The organism is Saccharopolyspora elongata (genome assembly GCF_004348985.1).
Lineage (GTDB): Bacteria > Actinomycetota > Actinomycetes > Mycobacteriales > Pseudonocardiaceae > Saccharopolyspora > Saccharopolyspora elongata.
On the sequence record NZ_SMKW01000137.1, the window covers coordinates 1 to 14,950 of the forward strand.

The window sequence follows — 14,950 nt, forward strand, 5'->3', positions numbered from 1 at the left end:
CCGATGTGTACAAGAGCCAGACCCACACCTGCGACCCCACCCAAGCCTGCGTTCCCGCCGAAGCCTGCGATCCCGCCAAGGCCGGTGGCCCCGCCGAAACCCATGGCCCCGCCGAAACCAGCGGTGCCGCCGAAGCCTGCGTTCGCGCCGAAACCCTTCACCCCGAAACAACCCGCGTCCGCACCGAAGCCCGCGTCCGAGCCGGGGCCTCCGGCTCCACCGAGGCCGATGGCTCCGCCGAGCACCGGTCGGCCGGGACCGAACGCGGAGTTCACAGTGGACGCCGACGGGGTCATGTCCTGGAAGTCGACGGTGCCGCGAACACCCGGCGACCGGCCCGGCCCCCTGCACGGCGCGTTCGCCTACCACACCGACCCCGACGACCCGGCCGCCCACGCGCACCCACCGGCACCGAAGACGCCGGCCGACCGGTTGGCCGCCGCCGAGCGGCGCCTCGCGGAAGCGGTGGCGGAGCTGATGGGCAGGCTGGGCGTCGAACGGCACCCGGACTCCCCGGACGCGTGGGCCGCGGACCTCGCCGGCGGGCGGCAGGTCGTGCTCCGGGTCGAGAACGGGAAGCTGGTGGCGGCGAGGTCACCCGAGTCGGCGGTCTCGGTCCCGTTGCGGCGCATGCCGGACAGCCGTGCGCAGCTCGACCTGATGGCGGGCATGGCGCTGCGGCAGCTCAACGCCGCAATGTCGACTCCCGAGCGACCGTCCGAAGTGAACAACACCAGGGTTCCGTTCGAGTTCGAGAGGTTCTTCCACGACCCCAGGTGGATGCGGGAAGCGGCCCAATTCGAGCAGGCCCTGGGCGCTCACTACTTCAACGACCAGCGAACCCTGGACGCCGCCCGGGAGGCGGTGAGCAGGCTGCGCGACGTGCTCAAGGCGCTCACCCCGCGCACGCCGGACGAGAGCGAGGACGCGTTCGCGCGGCGAGTCGAGGGAGCCTTCTTCCGCGACGACGACCCGGCCTCCGCCGGGCAGGTCGGCACCCGGGTCGCCCTGGACGACCTGCTCGCCGAGGGGAACGTGCGCGAGCTGACGACGGCCTTCTACAACGCCGCCTACTACCAGCGCGATCATCCGCTCATCCTGGGCAAGACGATCCTCGGCATCTTCGACGGCGACCACTGGGTGGAGGCCGCCGCATCGGGGCTGGACATGGACCTGCTCCGGGACATGCGGCGGCAGCTGGACGGCAGCGTCAACCGCCCGGTCATGAGCAGGCTGGAGAAGGTGTTCGACGGCGGTTTCCGCTTCGCCCGCGACCCGTTCGGGACCGGCAACGCCGTGCTGATGTCCGAACACGGGGCGCGCGACCTCGCCGAGGTGATCCAGAGCCAGCGCGGCAGGCAGGACCGCACGCCCGAAGAGCAGGAAGCGCTCAGCACGACCCCGGCGCACTACGCGGAGCTGAACGCGCCGCTCGGCCGGTTCGAACGGGAATACCTCGAATCGATCGCCGGGCGGCCGCTCGAACCGGACACCCCGCTGCCCTGGCGGGAGGGCTCGGTCGCGCACCAGACCGCCGCCGGCAGCTGGGCCAAGCGGATCGCCGCGGACGGTTTCCCGGTGGTCGACGGGATTTCGGCGACCACCACCCGGATGCTGCTGGCGGTCCGGGTGCTGGGGCTGGGATCGGAGCACGCCGAGCGGTTCCTCGGCGCGCTCATGGGCTGGATGCTGCCGGGGCAGGACCACTCGCTGTTCGAGATCGTCCGCGGCGCGCAGATCGCGGGCGTGGTGCGGATGGACTTCGGCGACCGGTTCAGCGCGGTGGACTTCTACCGGAACCTGCCCGGGATGGACCTGCACGCGCTGCGCACCGAGGTGCTGCCGGACGGCCTGTTCCCGCACGAGGCCCGGTACCTGCAGCACGCCCTGGATCCCGGCGGCTTCACCGAGACCCAGCCGCCCAGCAACGACATGGTGCGGGAGATCGCCGACCGGCTGTGGCCGCAGCTCGAAACCGGTGAGGTGCTCGACGCGGACCTCGCCGAATGGCTGAGCGAGGGCGGGATCGACCCGGACGACCCGGCCGCGGTGCGGACGCTGGGCGAGCGGCTGTCGAAGCCGCACGTGATGGCGCTGACCGTCTACACCCGCCACGCCCACTACCTGATCAACAACGTGACCCGGACCCAGCTGTGGACGGGCGGGGCGTCGGAATCCGCGGTGCGGGCCGGGATGGCGAGGAAGATCGACGGCCTGGTGTCGAACTACCTGGAGAACCTCGCCGCGGCGCGGAAACCGTTGCCGTTGCCGCTGGCCCTGCGCCGGATCGTGCATGTCGGCGAGGGCCATCTGAGCCGCGACTCGCCGCTGACCGCGGCGGCCCGCGACTGGGTGGACGCCGCGCACCGGGGCGAAGACGCGAAGCAGCGGATCCGGGAACACCGGGCGGCGGGCCGCGGCGACGCCGCTCGCCGGGCCGAAGGCGACGTGCGGGAAGCCCGCCGGGCGCAACGCGCCGCCTGGCGGCAGATCCGCGACGGGCTCGACGAGGTGGTGCCGCGGCTGTTCGAGGAGATGCGCTGGCACGCCGACATGGTGCACGACGCGATGCTGCAGCTCCCGGCCGTCGGGTCCGCCGAATCGCCGGTGCAGGCGTACCGCGGGGACTGGCTGACCCCGGTGTACTCGCCGATCTACGGTTCGAGGCTGCTGCCGACCGGGACGGCCCGCGAGTTCCTGAGCGTGAGCCGGGACCTGGCGGTGGCCGTTCGGTTCATGGCGGAGAACCCGGCGAGCGGGCGCAAGGTCCTCGCCGTCTACCGGCTCACCGGGGAGCAGGCCCGCGATCTCTCGGTCTTCTCGGCCTTCGCGGGCGACCGGGAGGCGGTGTTCCCGCCTCGTTCCGGCACCCGGCAGGTGTCGGATCCGGAGCTGGCCGAGGCGGTTCGCAGGGAGGCGATCGAGGCGGCGGAGGCCATGTACGAGCGTGGCATCCTGAACGCGGTCCCGCGCGACTTCGAGGTGATCGTGGTCAGGGAGGACCGCCGAGGCGCGCCTCCCCCTCCGGTTCGCCCAGGCCGCGCGGGCGCGGGTGCCCCGCAGAACGCCGAGGAGGACCGACGTGACCGGTGAGTGGGCCGAACTGGACGACGAGGGCCGGCGGATCTACGCGGGCCTGCACCGGGTGCTGCTGCGGCTGGCCGGGCGGTTCCCCGACGAGGTGACGACGCACGCCCGCCGGATGCTGGGCAGCGGCGACCTGGCCTACCTGCCGGACACGGTGCTCGGTTCGGCGGTGGACCTGGGGCTGTCGATGCCCGAAGCCGACGTCGAGCTGCTCCGGAACGCGTTGGTGGCGCTGGGAATTCCCGATGAACCGGCCGCGGCGGAGCAGGTGCGGATCGCCGCCGGGACGCCCGCGACGGAGCACCGCTTCGCCCCGGTGCGCCCGGAGCTGCTGGCGTCAGCGGGCGACCGCATCCCGTCCGACCTGGACCTGACGGGCGGCGCGCCCGCCGAGCTGGCCGACCTGGCGGAAGATCTGACGGACCTCGCCGACGACCTCGTGGTCGACGCACTGTCCGAAGAGGACGGAGTCCTGTCGATCCGCCGCACCTGGCGACTCGCCCCGGACCAGCCCGCCCGCCGGGTCTACCTCGTCGAGGTGGCCCCGCACGTCGAGGCCTGGGACCTCGTGCTCGTGGCCCACAACGAGCTGGCGGCGATGGGCGAGGAGCACCCCCAGGTGGAGGTGTTCTGGACCGGCGAAGACCTGCCGCCCTACCACCGGGCGGCCCAGGCCGCCGCCACGCTGCTGCACCGGGAAACCGGGTAACCGCCGTGCCGGGGTCGGGCAGGTCCGCAATTTCCATTGAAATCGAAGGTTCAATTTCAATGGAAATTGCGGCGGGGTCACTCGCGGATGGCGTCCAGGAGGTCGTCGAGGCTCAGCGTGCGCAGCTCGTCCCGGGAGGGGCGGCGGCCGAGGTTGCGCAGCCGCGTCGACTGCGACTTGCGCATCCGTTCCAGCAGCTTCCGCGCCTCGCGCGCGTTGCCGAAGTTCGCGTCCCGGTCGACCTGCGTGAACCACTCCAGCAGCGCCAGGTCCAGGTCGTCGCCGAGCAGGTAGTCGTCGCCGCGCGCGAGGTGCCCGCTGATCGAGACCAGCTGCTCCGGCGTGTAGTTCTCGAACTCCAGGGTCTTGGCGAACCGGGACGCCAGGCCGGGGTTGGCGGCCAGGAACTCGCCCATCTCCGAGGTGTAGCCGGCGACGATCACGGCGACCTCGTCGCGGTGGTCCTCCATCAGCTTGACCAGCGTGTCGATCGCCTCCTGGCCGAAGTCGGCGCCGCCGCCGCTGGGCCGGGACAGGGTGTAGGCCTCGTCGATGAACAGCACGCCGCCGCGCGCGTCGTCGAACGCCGACGCGGCCTTCTCCGCGGTGTGCCCGATGTACTGCCCGACGAGATCGCGGCGGGAGACCTCCTTGAACCGTCCGTGGGGCAGGATTCCCAGCGCCTTCAACAGGTTCCCGTAGGTCCGCGCCACAGTGGTCTTGCCGGTGCCGGGCGCGCCGGTGAACACGAGGTGGTTGCTGACCGCGTTGACCGACAGGCCCTCGTTGCGCCGCCACTCGTTCACCTGGATCTCGTCGATCAGCGCCCGCACCTCGGACTTCACGCCGGTGAGGCCGATCATGCCGTCGAGTTCGGCGAGCAGCTCGTCGATCTTCTCCTGGTCCTGCTTGTTGCCGCTGGTCGCGGTGGCGCCCACCGGCGGCTTCGACTCGGCGCCGCGCCGGACCTCGGTGCGCGCGCCTTCGTCGATCAGCACGCCGGGCGGCGCGGTGTTCTCCACCCGGCAGTCCTCGATCACGCCGCCGCAGCCGCGCCCGACCGAGATGCCCACGCCCTGGGTGTCGTGCACCCAGCATTCGACGATGTTCGGCGAGGTCTGGTCGGCCACCGCGATCCCGGCCTCGCCGGTCTGCGAGATGTCGCAGCGCTCGATGCTGGAGCCGCTCGCCTGGTACATGTAGACGCCGCGGAAACCGGCTCCGCGCACGGTGCAGTGCCGCAGCGCGGCGCGCGCCCCGAGCCGCACGATCACGGCATCGTCGACGATGTCCTGGATCTCGCAGCTTTCCACCACGCCGTCGGCGTTTTCGACGATCAGCCCGCACTGCGAGTCGCTGATCCGATTGCCGCGCAACGTCACGTCGGCGCCGTCGCCGATGCTGATCGCGGCGGCGTACCCGGCGATGGCGGTGCAGTCGAAGATCTGCGCGCTGCCACCGGCGATCCGGATCGCGGGCTGCACGTCGCCGAACACGGCGAGCCCGCTGAGCTCCACCGTGCCGTCGACGACCGAAACGGTCGGCTGGTCGCGGAACGGCGAGCGGATCGTGACGGTGCCGGGCTCGCGGGCGGAGATCGTCACGCGCTTCCGGCGGATATGCACCGGTTCTTCGTACTCGCCGGGCGCGATGGAGATGACCGCGCCGTCGGCGGCGGCCTCCAGGGCGTCGCGAATCGTCGGGAGCGCACCGCGCTGTTCGGGGGAGACCAAGAGGGTGCGTGCCATAACTCCGAGCAAATCTCGCCGGGAACCGTTGGGGGACAAAGTACCCCAGAACGGCTCTTCGGAAGTACTACTGTTCGTGGAACGACCTACCGGAAGGGCGGTTTCGGTTGGACGCGCAATGGCAACCGGCCAACGACGTGGAGCACGAGTTGGTCGCGGCGCTGGAAGCGGGGGACAGCAAGCGGTTCGCGGAAGTCGTGCTGTCCGCGCCGCTGTACCTGCCGGTGCTGCCCGAGCAGGGCACCGAACTGCGGCAGGAGCTGGACGACCTGATCCCGTTGGAGCGGGCGCACGTCTTCGTATTCACCTCGCCGGAAGCGCTGTCCCACGTGCTCGGATCGTTCTCGTCGGGCCACCGGGAAGTCGACGCCGCGGCGCTGGCGCAGAACTGGCCGCACGCGGACTACTGCTTCGCGCTCAACTTCGATCTGCCGATCGGCGCAACCATGTCTCCGGAATCGCTGGCCCGAATGGCGGCGGGAGAGGAATTCCTGGTGCCCGCGGAGGATGCGGAAGCGGTGGTGCAGGCGCAGATCCGGCGCGACTGCCTGGTAGAGCTCGGCGACGGCGCGGAACCCGGCGTCGTCCCGCCGGCGAACGAGCTGGAAGAAGCGCTGGCCGCGGCCGTCGAACTGCGGGACCTCGACGCCTACCTGGCGGCGCTGGTCGACGCCGACGTCGTGCTGCCGCTGTCGCGTCCGCTGACCGACGACGTCGACGACACGAACTTCCCGTGGTTGCTGGTGGGTTCGGCGATCGCGGTGTTCACGTCGGCGGAGATGCTCTCCCGCGCCGCGGCGAAGGTCGAGCACTTCACACAATTGCCATTTCTCGTCCTCGCCGCAAATTGGCCGCAACGGCAGCACGTCCTGTGCCTGAACCCGGGCAGCGGCACCGAGCTCATCATCGGCGGCGACGGCGTCGGCGAAATCGTCGCGGCGGTCGGTGCGGCACTGTCCGAAGGCGACTCCACGTCGTGAGTGGCAATGAGGTTTTTCCAACCTCGTTTTGCGTGGCGGTGCGGGTGGCGGAACCTCAGAGGCTCCCTGGTCTGTGGGTGCCCTGACTTATGTATGTCCAATACACGGCGTCAGGGCCGTCCTCGCCAGGAAGCCTCTGAGAACCCGCGGCGGTGCAGGTGTCGTAGGTGGGTTATGCGCCTGCGGCGCATGCGACAGCCCATCGACGTGCGGCTTTGCGACCCGGGGCTGCGGGCCGACCAGGATGAAATACGCTCAATGGTCGCTGGAACGACCATTGCCACTCACGAGAACGTTGCGCTGCGGCGAGGCCGGAAACGGTTCGGTGGAACCAAAAGTGGTTCCGCTGCGTCGGAACTGTTGTGCGGACACGCGAAAGCGTGCCGTCGCCGGCTTCCGCGGTCCGCTGCTAAATCACCAACGGCTCGAACGAACTTCGATTGAGGTGGTCTTGTGGGCGCGACCGGGAGCAAGTTGGGGGGCTTGGTTCGCGGATTCCGCAAGCGAGCTGGTCTTACGCAGCTCCAGGTCGCCGAGCAGGCCGGGCTGAGTGCGGCGGGACTGCGCGACGTGGAGCAGGGCAGGGTGGTTCGGCCGCGGGTATCGACGCTGCGTCGATTGGCCGAAGTCCTTGCGCTGTCCCGGATCGAGCTCGAAGAGCTGATCCGCGAAGCGGGCGGCGAGGGCGGCAGCGGCCTGCGGGTGGAGGTGCTGGGGCCGCTGAAGGTCGCGGTCAACGGCGAGTCGGCGGATCCCGGATCGGAGACCCAGCGGGTGCTACTCGGCCTGCTCGCGCTGTCGCCGAACGCGCCGGTGGCGAGGGATTCGCTGATCGAGGCGGTGTGGGGCGAGCGATCCACGTCCGGGTCGGCGGATCTGCTGCAGTCCCGGGTTTCCCGGCTGCGGCGCCGGTTGCAGGCCGATTCGGACGAGACGCCGGTGCTGGTGGCCGACCGCGGCGGGTACCAGCTCTCGGTCTCGGAGGGCCAGCACGACCTGATGGTGTTCCGGCGGCTGGTCGCCGGGGCGCGCCAGGCCCGGGAAGCCACCGAGGCCCGCGGGCTGTTCGCCGATGCTGTGGCGTTGTGGCGCGGTGAACCGCTGGAAGGGCTCGGCAGCCTGCAGGCGCATCCGCTGATCACCGCCCTGACCAGGGAATACCACGCCGTGCTGGTGGAATACGCCGCCGTCGCCGCGGAGCTGGGGCACCACCAGGAAGTCCTCCCGCACCTGCAGCGGGTCGCCGATGCGGATCCGCTGCACGAAGCGGTGCACGCCGCGCTGATGATCGCCCTCGCCGGCAGCGGCCAGCAGGCCGCCGCGCTCAACGTCTTCGACGCGCTGCGCCGCAGGCTGGCGGGCGAACTCGGCGCCGATCCAGGCCCCGAGCTAAGCGCGGCGTACCAGCGGGTGCTGCGGCAGGAGGTGTCGCGCCCGGAGTTCACGCCGGTCAGCGCACACCGCCAACTCCCGCCGGACATCGGCGAGTTCACCGGTCGGGAAGCCGAACTCCGTGCGCTGCACGAGGAACTGCCGCAGACCGCTGGCTCGGCGGTGAAGATCGTGCTGATCGAAGGCATGGGCGGCGTCGGCAAGACGCGGCTCGCGGTGCACGCCGCGCACCGGCTGCTGGCGACCGGCCGGTTCAGCGACTGCCAGCTGTACGTGGACCTGCGCGGCCACGCCGACCAGCCGCCCGCCGATCCGGCCGCGGTGCTGGCGTCCTTCCTGCGGCTGCTCGGCGTGCCCGACGACCACATCCCGTCCCGGGTGGACGAACGGATGATGCTGTTCCGCGACCGGCTCTACGACAAGAAGGCGTTGGTGCTGCTGGACAACGCGTCCAGCGAGGACCAGGTGACGCCGCTGCTGCCGTCCGGCCCGGAGAACGTGGTGCTGGTGACCAGCCGTTGCACGCTCGCGCTGGACGGGGCGCGGACGATGCCGCTCGACGTCTTCACGCCCGAGGAGGCCGAAGGCATGCTGGCCAAGGCGGTCGGCCGCACCCGGGTCGAGGTGGATCCGGCGGCGGCGCGCAGCCTGGTGGAGCTGTGCGGTCGGCTGCCGCTCGCGGTGGCGCTGGCCGCGCGACGGCTGCAGTCGCGTCGCATGTGGACGGTGTCGGACCTGGCGGCGCGCCTGGAGGAGAGCGACGACCGGCTGCACGAGCTGGTCGCGGGCAACCGCCGGCTCCGGACGGTGTTCGACCTCTCCTACCAGGCGTTGGAGCACGACGAGCGCCGGCTGTTCCGGCTGCTCGGCCTGCACCCGGGCGACGAGTTCACCGCCGACGCGGCGGCCGCGCTGGCCGGGATCACCGCGACCGAGGCCCGCATCCTGCTGGACCGCCTGGTGGACGAGCACCTGGCCAACGTGGTCACCAGGCACCGCTACCGCCTGCACGACCTGCTCGCCGAATACGGCCGGGGCCTGGTGCGGGAAGAGGAACCCGAGGCGGAGCGCTCCGCGGCGATCACCCGGGTGCTGGACTTCTACCTGCACAGCACGGCCTGCGCGACGCGCCTGCTGCAACCGCACCAGCCCGAGGTGCCGCTGGTGGGCAGCGAACCCGAGCACCGCCCGGCCCTGAGCACCCGGGAGGAGGCCAGGAACTGGCTCGACGCCGAGCGCGCCTGCCTGATCGCGGCGGTGCGGTTGGCCGCGGCGCGGGGCTGGCCGACGCACGCCTGGCAGCTCACCCGGTCGCTGCGCGAGTACCTGTACCTCTACGGCTATGGGCACGACCACGACTGGGTGCGCACCCACGAGGCCGCGCTGGCCGCGGCGATCGCCGCGCAGGACGCCGCCGGCGAGGCGATGACCAGGGCGGATCTGGCGGCGACGTACCTGGAGCTGGGTCGCGGGGCGGAAGCGCGCGAACACCTGTACCGGGCGCTGGAGTTCCACCGGCGGACGGGAGACCGTGCGCAGGAGACGAGCACCCTGGAGTCGCTCGGGGTCGTGTGCTTCCGGTTGGGCGAGTTCGACGAGGCGCTGCAGCACCTCCGGGAAGGCGCGTCGCTGTGCGCCGGGCGCGACCCGTACCGCGAGGGAGTGTTGCGCAGCAACCTCGGAAATTCCCTGGCGGCAAAGGGTTTGCTCCACGAGGCGTTGGCGAGCCTGCAAACCGGGCTCGAACTGTCCAGGCAGGCGGGCAACATCGACGGGGAGTCCAGCGCGCTCGCGGACATCGGCGACACGCACCGCCGGCTGGGCGACCACGAAGCGGCGCTGGAATACCTGCACCGAGCGCTGGAGCTGGCCGCGGACCACGGCCTGACGCCGAAGGTCGCCTACGCGAACCACCGCCTGGGCAAGGCATACCGGGAGCTCGGGCGGTACTCGGAAGCGACGGCGAACCTCCAGGCGGCGCGCCAGATAGTGGCGAAGGTCGGGGGCCCGGCGGCGGAGAGCGAGGTGCTGGTCGACCTGGGGGCGGCGCACCGGGACGTCGGCGACTTCGCGAGGGCGGGCGTGCTGATCGACCAGGGCCTGAGCCTGGCCACCGACCGAGGAGAGCGCTACCAGCAAGCCCTGGCCCTGCGAGAGCTGGGAGAGCTGCACCACCGCGCGGGCCGCGAAGACCAGGCGAAGGCCGCCTGGCGCCGAGCGGACGAGGAGACGGCCGCGACCAACGGCCGCGATCGCGTGCCCGAGTCGCCCCTCGCAAGCGCCCGAACCGGCTCGCCTCAGGCCACCGCGTAGTCGCCGAGGGCGGGTTCGAGCAGGTCGAAGGCGCGGGCGGCTTCCCCCGCGACTGCCCCCGCGATCTCGTCGTTGGTGTTCCCGGCCAGCGTGAGCTCCTGGATCCGCTGGAACAGGATGCGGTGCACGGAACCCAGCAGCCCGGCGGCCGTGCGGATGGTGATGTCGGACCGCTGCCCGCCGACGGCGTCGGCGAGGGCCTCGGCCAACGCCTGTTCGCGCTGGTCGTGCAGGCCGCGCAGGCAGGCCGACAGGGTGGGGCTGCCTGCGATCATGCGGGTGAAGTCCGGGCCGGCGAACCCCGCGACCGGATCCTGCGCCGCGACGGTGGCTTCGAAGGCGCGGCGGAGCGACGCCAGCGCGGACTCGCCGGGGCTGCGGGCGGCGACGGTTCGAGCGAGGGCGGCGACGAACTCGTCCTGGTGGTCCAGGACCAGGTCTTCCTTGCGCGCGAAGTAGTTGGTCACGGTCTTCTTCGCGACGCGGGCGGCCGCGGCGATCTCCGCGATGGTCGTCTCCTCGAAGCCCCGCTCGATGAAGAGACGCGTCGCGTGGTCGGAGATCAGCTGTCGCGTCTCCTGCTTCTTGGCTTCCCGAAGGCCCAGCTGAGCGGTGTCCGATCCGGCTTCCATGAGAAAACTTACCTCCGTGGTAAAAATACGTTGACGCCCCATGATGGGCTCGTTATAATGTTACCACCGACGTAAAATAACTGAAGGGAAGTTCTGGATGCGAAAGACCGACCACGTCAAATCCCAGGCGTCCGGCTCGTTCTCGCGAGCCGACCGCGGCACGTGGCGTCAGGCCCGCAACGCGCGCTTCCAGCAGCAGGCGTTCAGTGCGCGGCGGGGTGCTCAGGGACGCGGCGCTCGCTGACGGTCCCGCCGCGCAGCAGTCGAGCTCCGGCTTCAGTCTTGAAGGAAGGTCTTGCCGATCACCGCCGGTACCGCCCCGCTCAACGTCGACGGAAATCAGGGCTCCGATTTCCATTGAAATTGCGGTGAGTTGTCCACAGTCATCGGCGTGTCGGGTGCGACACGCCGATGATCCGCAAGTTCCATTGAAATTGAAGGTTCGATTTCAATGGAACTTGCGGGACCTCAGAGGAGCACCGCTCTGCCAGCCACCACGCTCAGCTTCATCGCCCCGAACGTCGAACCGAGGAGTGCCTTGACAGTCGGTTCCCCCGCCGCTCTGCCTCCTCTCGCCGCACAGGCGGAGCGCCTGATCGAGCTAGGGGTCCACGAGCTCGCGGGAATCTCCGCCGACGATGTGCGTGCCTTCGCCGAGAACCTCGGCGACGAAAGCAGCGGCGCCCTGCTCGCCGTCCACCCGGACCGGGCTCCCGCCTCCGCCATCGCGCCCCTGCTCCGCCACGGCGGCAAGCCCGGCTTCATCGTCACCGACATGCCCGACGTCGACCGCTTCGAGCCCTGCGGCGTCGACCTGCCGGACGCTCCGCTGTACCTCGTCACCGGCCTCGACCGCGGTGACGGCATGGCCAACTGGAGCCCGGAGGAGGCCCTGCCCGCCCTCGGTGAGGAGGGACGTACCCCGCTGCTGCTCACCGAAGGCATCCACTGGGTGCTCCAGCAGCCGGCTGCTCTTGAGCGCAACCACTGCTTCATGACCATCGGTTCCCGGCTGCGCAAGGAGAACGGCGCCTTCGACTCCCGCACGCCGGCCCTGTGGATCAGCAACGGCACGGGGCGGGACGGCCGAGAGCGGCGCAACGCCCCGAAGGTCGGCTGGTGCTGGTGGGCCAACCGCCACACCTGGCTGGGCTTCGCCTCCACTGCGGGCCGCAAGATCTAACCCCCGGCGCCTGCGTGGATCCTGCTACGTGCCCCCAGGTCGCCGAACTGGCGGAACAGCCGCCGGTGAACCATTCCCTGCCGGCGACCTTCACCACCCCGCACCGAGAATCGAGCCGCCCCATGCCTGCTTCCCCCTTCGCCGCCTGGCTTCGCGACCACGCCACCCCGCTCACCCACCTCGACCCCGAGGCGCCGCTGGACGACCTGGAGCCGCTGCGCGATCTGATCGGCACGGCCCGGGTCGTCGCGGTCGGCGAGAACTCCCACTTCATCGACGAGTTCTCCGCCATGCGCCAGCGCACCCTGCGCTTCCTCGTCGAACGCTGCGGATTCACCGTCCTGGCCTTCGAATTCGGCTTCAGCGAAGGCCATGCGCTGGACGCCTGGGCGCAGGGGGAGGGCGCGGACGAGGACCTGTCGGCCCACCTCGCGTCGACCATTCCCTTGGGGGTCGGCGAACCCCTGCGCTGGATGCGCCGGTACAACCGCACCGCCGCCCGGCCGGTGCGCTTCGCCGGGGTCGACACCCCCGCGGCGGGCGGCTCCCTGCTGCCCGCCCTGGCTCCGGTCGCCGACTACCTGCGCGAGATCGACCCCGAAGTCCTCCCCGCGATCCAGGAGGCCATGCGGATCGCTGAGTCGTTCGCCGGCCCCTCCGCGTCCGCAGCCGCACCGAGGTGGACGCGCGTGGCCGCCGCTGAACAGGACGCCCTCAGCGCACTCGTGTCGCGCCTGCTGATCCGCTTCCGCTCCGTCGAACCGATCTACGTCTCCCGCGGCGGCCAGCGGCAGTACGACATCGCGATGCGACGCCTCGAAGTCGCATGCCACGCGGACTACTCGTTCCGCGCGATGGCGGACCTCTTCGCCGGACGCGGCCTGACCGCCGACACCTCGGCCCGGGAGCAGTCCATGGCCGCGTCGCTCCGGTGGCACCTGGAGCAGCTCGGACCTGAATCCCGGGTCGTGCTGGCGGCCCACAACGCCCACATCCTGAAGTCCCCGATCTCCTTCGGCGGACACCTCACGGCGCTGCCGATGGGGCAGCACCTGCACAACGCCTTGGGTGAGGACTACTTCGCCCTCGGCCTGACCAGCACCGCCGGGCACGCCGCGGACATGCGGCCCGACGAGGCGGCGCCGTTCGGGTTCACCGTCGAGAACACGACGCTCGAGCAGCCCGAGCCGGGCAGCATCGAAGCCGCCTTCGCGGACGCCGGCCTCGGCTTCAGCCTTGCCGGCCTCCGCGAGGCCGGCCCGCGGACCCCTGGCGCCACGCAACCCCGACCGCACCCGGCTGCAAAGCGGCTACCTGCACATCCCGGTCCTCGACGCCTTCGACGCCGTCCTCAACACCGGAACCTCCACCGTCGCCACCAATGTCCTCGGGTGAGGGCCGGACCTGGCGGTGGGTCTGACACCGGCGCCCCGGCCCCAGGTGGCCACTTCTCACACGTGCCCGCAGACCATTCCGAAACGACCCCCTAGGCGGAGGGCACCGGGAGCACCGGCGAAGCGTCACTTCGACGATCGGGAGCACTTCGGGCGCCCGCCCGGGGTGAGGATCTGCCGGACTTGGCCCAGCAGATCGCAGGAGTCGTGCCAGTCGCCGTCGACGGCGAGCGCGATCTTCTCCACGCCCGCCTCCTCGTACGCCGCGAGCTGCTCGGCGACCTGCTCCGGAGTCCCGGCGACGACGTAGCCGCGGGCCTCGTCGACCGGAATGCCGAAGGATTTCGCCAGGTTCTCGGCGCAGCGGTCGTGCACGCGGTCATCGGGACGCTGGACCAGGCTGCCTTGGATCGCGATCGCCAGGTGTGGCGCCTGGCGACCGTGCTGCTCGGCGAGCTCGCGCAGCCGCTCGGCGTTCGTCCGGATCTCCTCGGGCGTGTGCAGCTCGGCGAACCAGCCGTCGCCGAAGCGAGCCGCGCGGCGGAGCGCGGCGGGCGCGGAGCCGCCGATCCACAGCGGCGGCACGGCGGCAGCCGGGGCGAGCTGGGCGGTCGCGCCGTGCGGCAGCGCCGTCGGCTCGCCGGCGAGCAGCGACGGCAGGAGCTGCAGGAACTCGTCGGTGCGTCGGCCGCGCGTAGCGGCGTCGAGGCCCACGGCGGCGTAGCCGCTGTCATGGTCGCCGACGCCGATGCCGAGGTGCAGGCGGTCGCCGCCGGTGAGGTGTTGCAGCGTCGCGATCTGTTTGGCGGCGCACACGTGCGGGCGCAGCGCGGGCAGGTAGACGGCGAAACCGATGTCGATGCACTCGGTCACGGCAGCCGCCGTGGCCAGCGCGAGCATTCCGTCGAGCGACGGAACTCCGTTGGCGAGGTGATCGCCGCTCCAGATGGCGTCCAGCTCGGCGTCCACGGCGTGGTAGGCCGCCTCCCGGATCTCTGCCTCCACCGCGCTGGGCAAGAAGATTCCGACTTCCACCGGCATTGTTCGCCCCCGAGGGTCACGGGATCAGTGCTGGTCCCAAGCATCGAACCTCCAGCACGGTAGAGGTCAAGCCGCCGGATGCGGTGTTGACCTCTAGTTATGTCGAACTCGTCGACGATGGCCACAGTGGGGCGACGTACGCCCTGACCGGGCCGGAGGTGGAGAAATAGTCAAGATCTGTGGGTCAAGATTGTTTAGGCGGCGGTGGGTGGGGCGTGGTCGTCGGGGCGTTCGACGAGTTTGCCGCCCTCGAAGCGTGCTCCCGCGCGTACGAGGGCAACGAGTTGGGGCGCGTTGACCGCGCGCCAGCGGGTCTGGGCTGACTCGATGAGTTTGAACGCCACCGCTAGTCCGGCCGCCCGTGAGCCGGGGCCTTTGGTGACTTTGCTGCGGTGCCGCACGGTCGCGAACGTGGATTCGATGGGGTTGGTGGTGCGCAGATGCACCCAGTACTGGGCGGGATAGTCGTAG

At 70.9% G+C, this 14,950-nt stretch carries 9 protein-coding genes and 2 pseudogenes; 6 read left to right on the forward strand and 5 right to left on the reverse strand.

Annotated elements, in window-relative coordinates; genetic code table 11:
- Positions 1-296 (reverse strand): annotated as a pseudogene (locus E1288_RS48395) (hypothetical protein); the annotation flags it as partial.
- Between E1288_RS48395 and E1288_RS44045 the strand changes: the two are divergent.
- Positions 277-3,093, forward strand: coding sequence for a hypothetical protein (locus E1288_RS44045; RefSeq protein ID WP_207954897.1), 2,817 nt, complete (start codon positions 277-279; stop codon positions 3,091-3,093). The pseudogene E1288_RS48395 and the gene E1288_RS44045 sit on opposite strands and share 20 nt — an antisense overlap.
- On the forward strand, positions 3,083-3,796 hold the full coding sequence (locus E1288_RS44050; RefSeq protein ID WP_132494999.1) for a hypothetical protein: 714 nt from the start codon (positions 3,083-3,085) through the stop codon (positions 3,794-3,796). The genes E1288_RS44045 and E1288_RS44050 overlap by 11 nt, the downstream gene beginning before the upstream one ends.
- A gap of 77 nt (positions 3,797-3,873) precedes the next feature.
- Here E1288_RS44050 and E1288_RS44055 read toward each other — a convergent pair whose 3' ends face one another.
- A complete protein-coding gene (locus E1288_RS44055; protein WP_132495001.1) occupies positions 3,874-5,544 on the reverse strand; it encodes a right-handed parallel beta-helix repeat-containing protein in 1,671 nt (556 codons plus the stop codon).
- A gap of 107 nt (positions 5,545-5,651) precedes the next feature.
- Between E1288_RS44055 and E1288_RS44060 the strand changes: the two genes are divergently transcribed.
- Positions 5,652-6,524 carry an SseB family protein gene (locus E1288_RS44060; RefSeq protein ID WP_132495003.1) on the forward strand — a complete coding sequence of 291 codons (873 nt, stop codon included), beginning with the start codon at positions 5,652-5,654 and terminating at the stop codon, positions 6,522-6,524.
- 483 nt (positions 6,525-7,007) lie between these two features.
- On the forward strand, positions 7,008-10,229 hold the full coding sequence (locus E1288_RS44065) for a tetratricopeptide repeat protein (RefSeq protein WP_235884240.1): 3,222 nt from the start codon (positions 7,008-7,010) through the stop codon (positions 10,227-10,229).
- On the opposite strand, the gene E1288_RS44070 is transcribed toward E1288_RS44065, so the two are convergent.
- On the reverse strand, positions 10,214-10,861 hold the full coding sequence (locus E1288_RS44070; RefSeq protein WP_132495007.1) for a TetR/AcrR family transcriptional regulator: 648 nt from the start codon (positions 10,859-10,861) through the stop codon (positions 10,214-10,216). The genes E1288_RS44065 and E1288_RS44070 overlap by 16 nt on opposite strands.
- 538 nt (positions 10,862-11,399) lie before the next feature.
- On the opposite strand from E1288_RS44070, the gene E1288_RS44075 reads away from it, so the two are divergent.
- Together E1288_RS44075 and E1288_RS44080 are read left to right on the forward strand one after the other, a co-directional pair.
- Complete coding sequence (locus E1288_RS44075) at positions 11,400-12,044, forward strand: DUF5701 family protein (RefSeq protein WP_132495009.1); 645 nt, start codon at positions 11,400-11,402, stop codon at positions 12,042-12,044.
- Positions 12,045-12,166: 122 nt separating this feature from the next.
- Positions 12,167-13,534, forward strand: coding sequence for an erythromycin esterase family protein (locus E1288_RS44080; RefSeq protein WP_207954898.1), 1,368 nt, complete (start codon positions 12,167-12,169; stop codon positions 13,532-13,534).
- A gap of 30 nt (positions 13,535-13,564) precedes the next feature.
- On the opposite strand, the gene E1288_RS44085 is transcribed toward E1288_RS44080, so the two are convergent.
- The gene (locus E1288_RS44085; RefSeq protein WP_132495011.1) at positions 13,565-14,479 is read right to left on the reverse strand and encodes an LLM class flavin-dependent oxidoreductase; all 915 of its coding nucleotides are present in this window, start codon (positions 14,477-14,479) and stop codon (positions 13,565-13,567) included.
- A gap of 194 nt (positions 14,480-14,673) precedes the next feature.
- A pseudogene (locus E1288_RS44090) lies at positions 14,674-14,950 on the reverse strand (IS256 family transposase); the annotation flags it as partial.

What these genes read in the sequence shown, in the direction of transcription:
- E1288_RS44055 (WP_132495001.1), bottom strand. Translation starts at nt 5,544, where the DNA reads ATGGCACGCACCCTCTTGGTCTCCCCCGAACAGCGCGGTGCGCTCCCG.
- E1288_RS44070 (WP_132495007.1), bottom strand. Translation starts at nt 10,861, where the DNA reads ATGGAAGCCGGATCGGACACCGCTCAGCTGGGCCTTCGGGAAGCCAAG.
- E1288_RS44080 (WP_207954898.1), top strand. Translation starts at nt 12,167, where the DNA reads ATGCCTGCTTCCCCCTTCGCCGCCTGGCTTCGCGACCACGCCACCCCG.
- E1288_RS44085 (WP_132495011.1), bottom strand. Translation starts at nt 14,479, where the DNA reads ATGCCGGTGGAAGTCGGAATCTTCTTGCCCAGCGCGGTGGAGGCAGAG.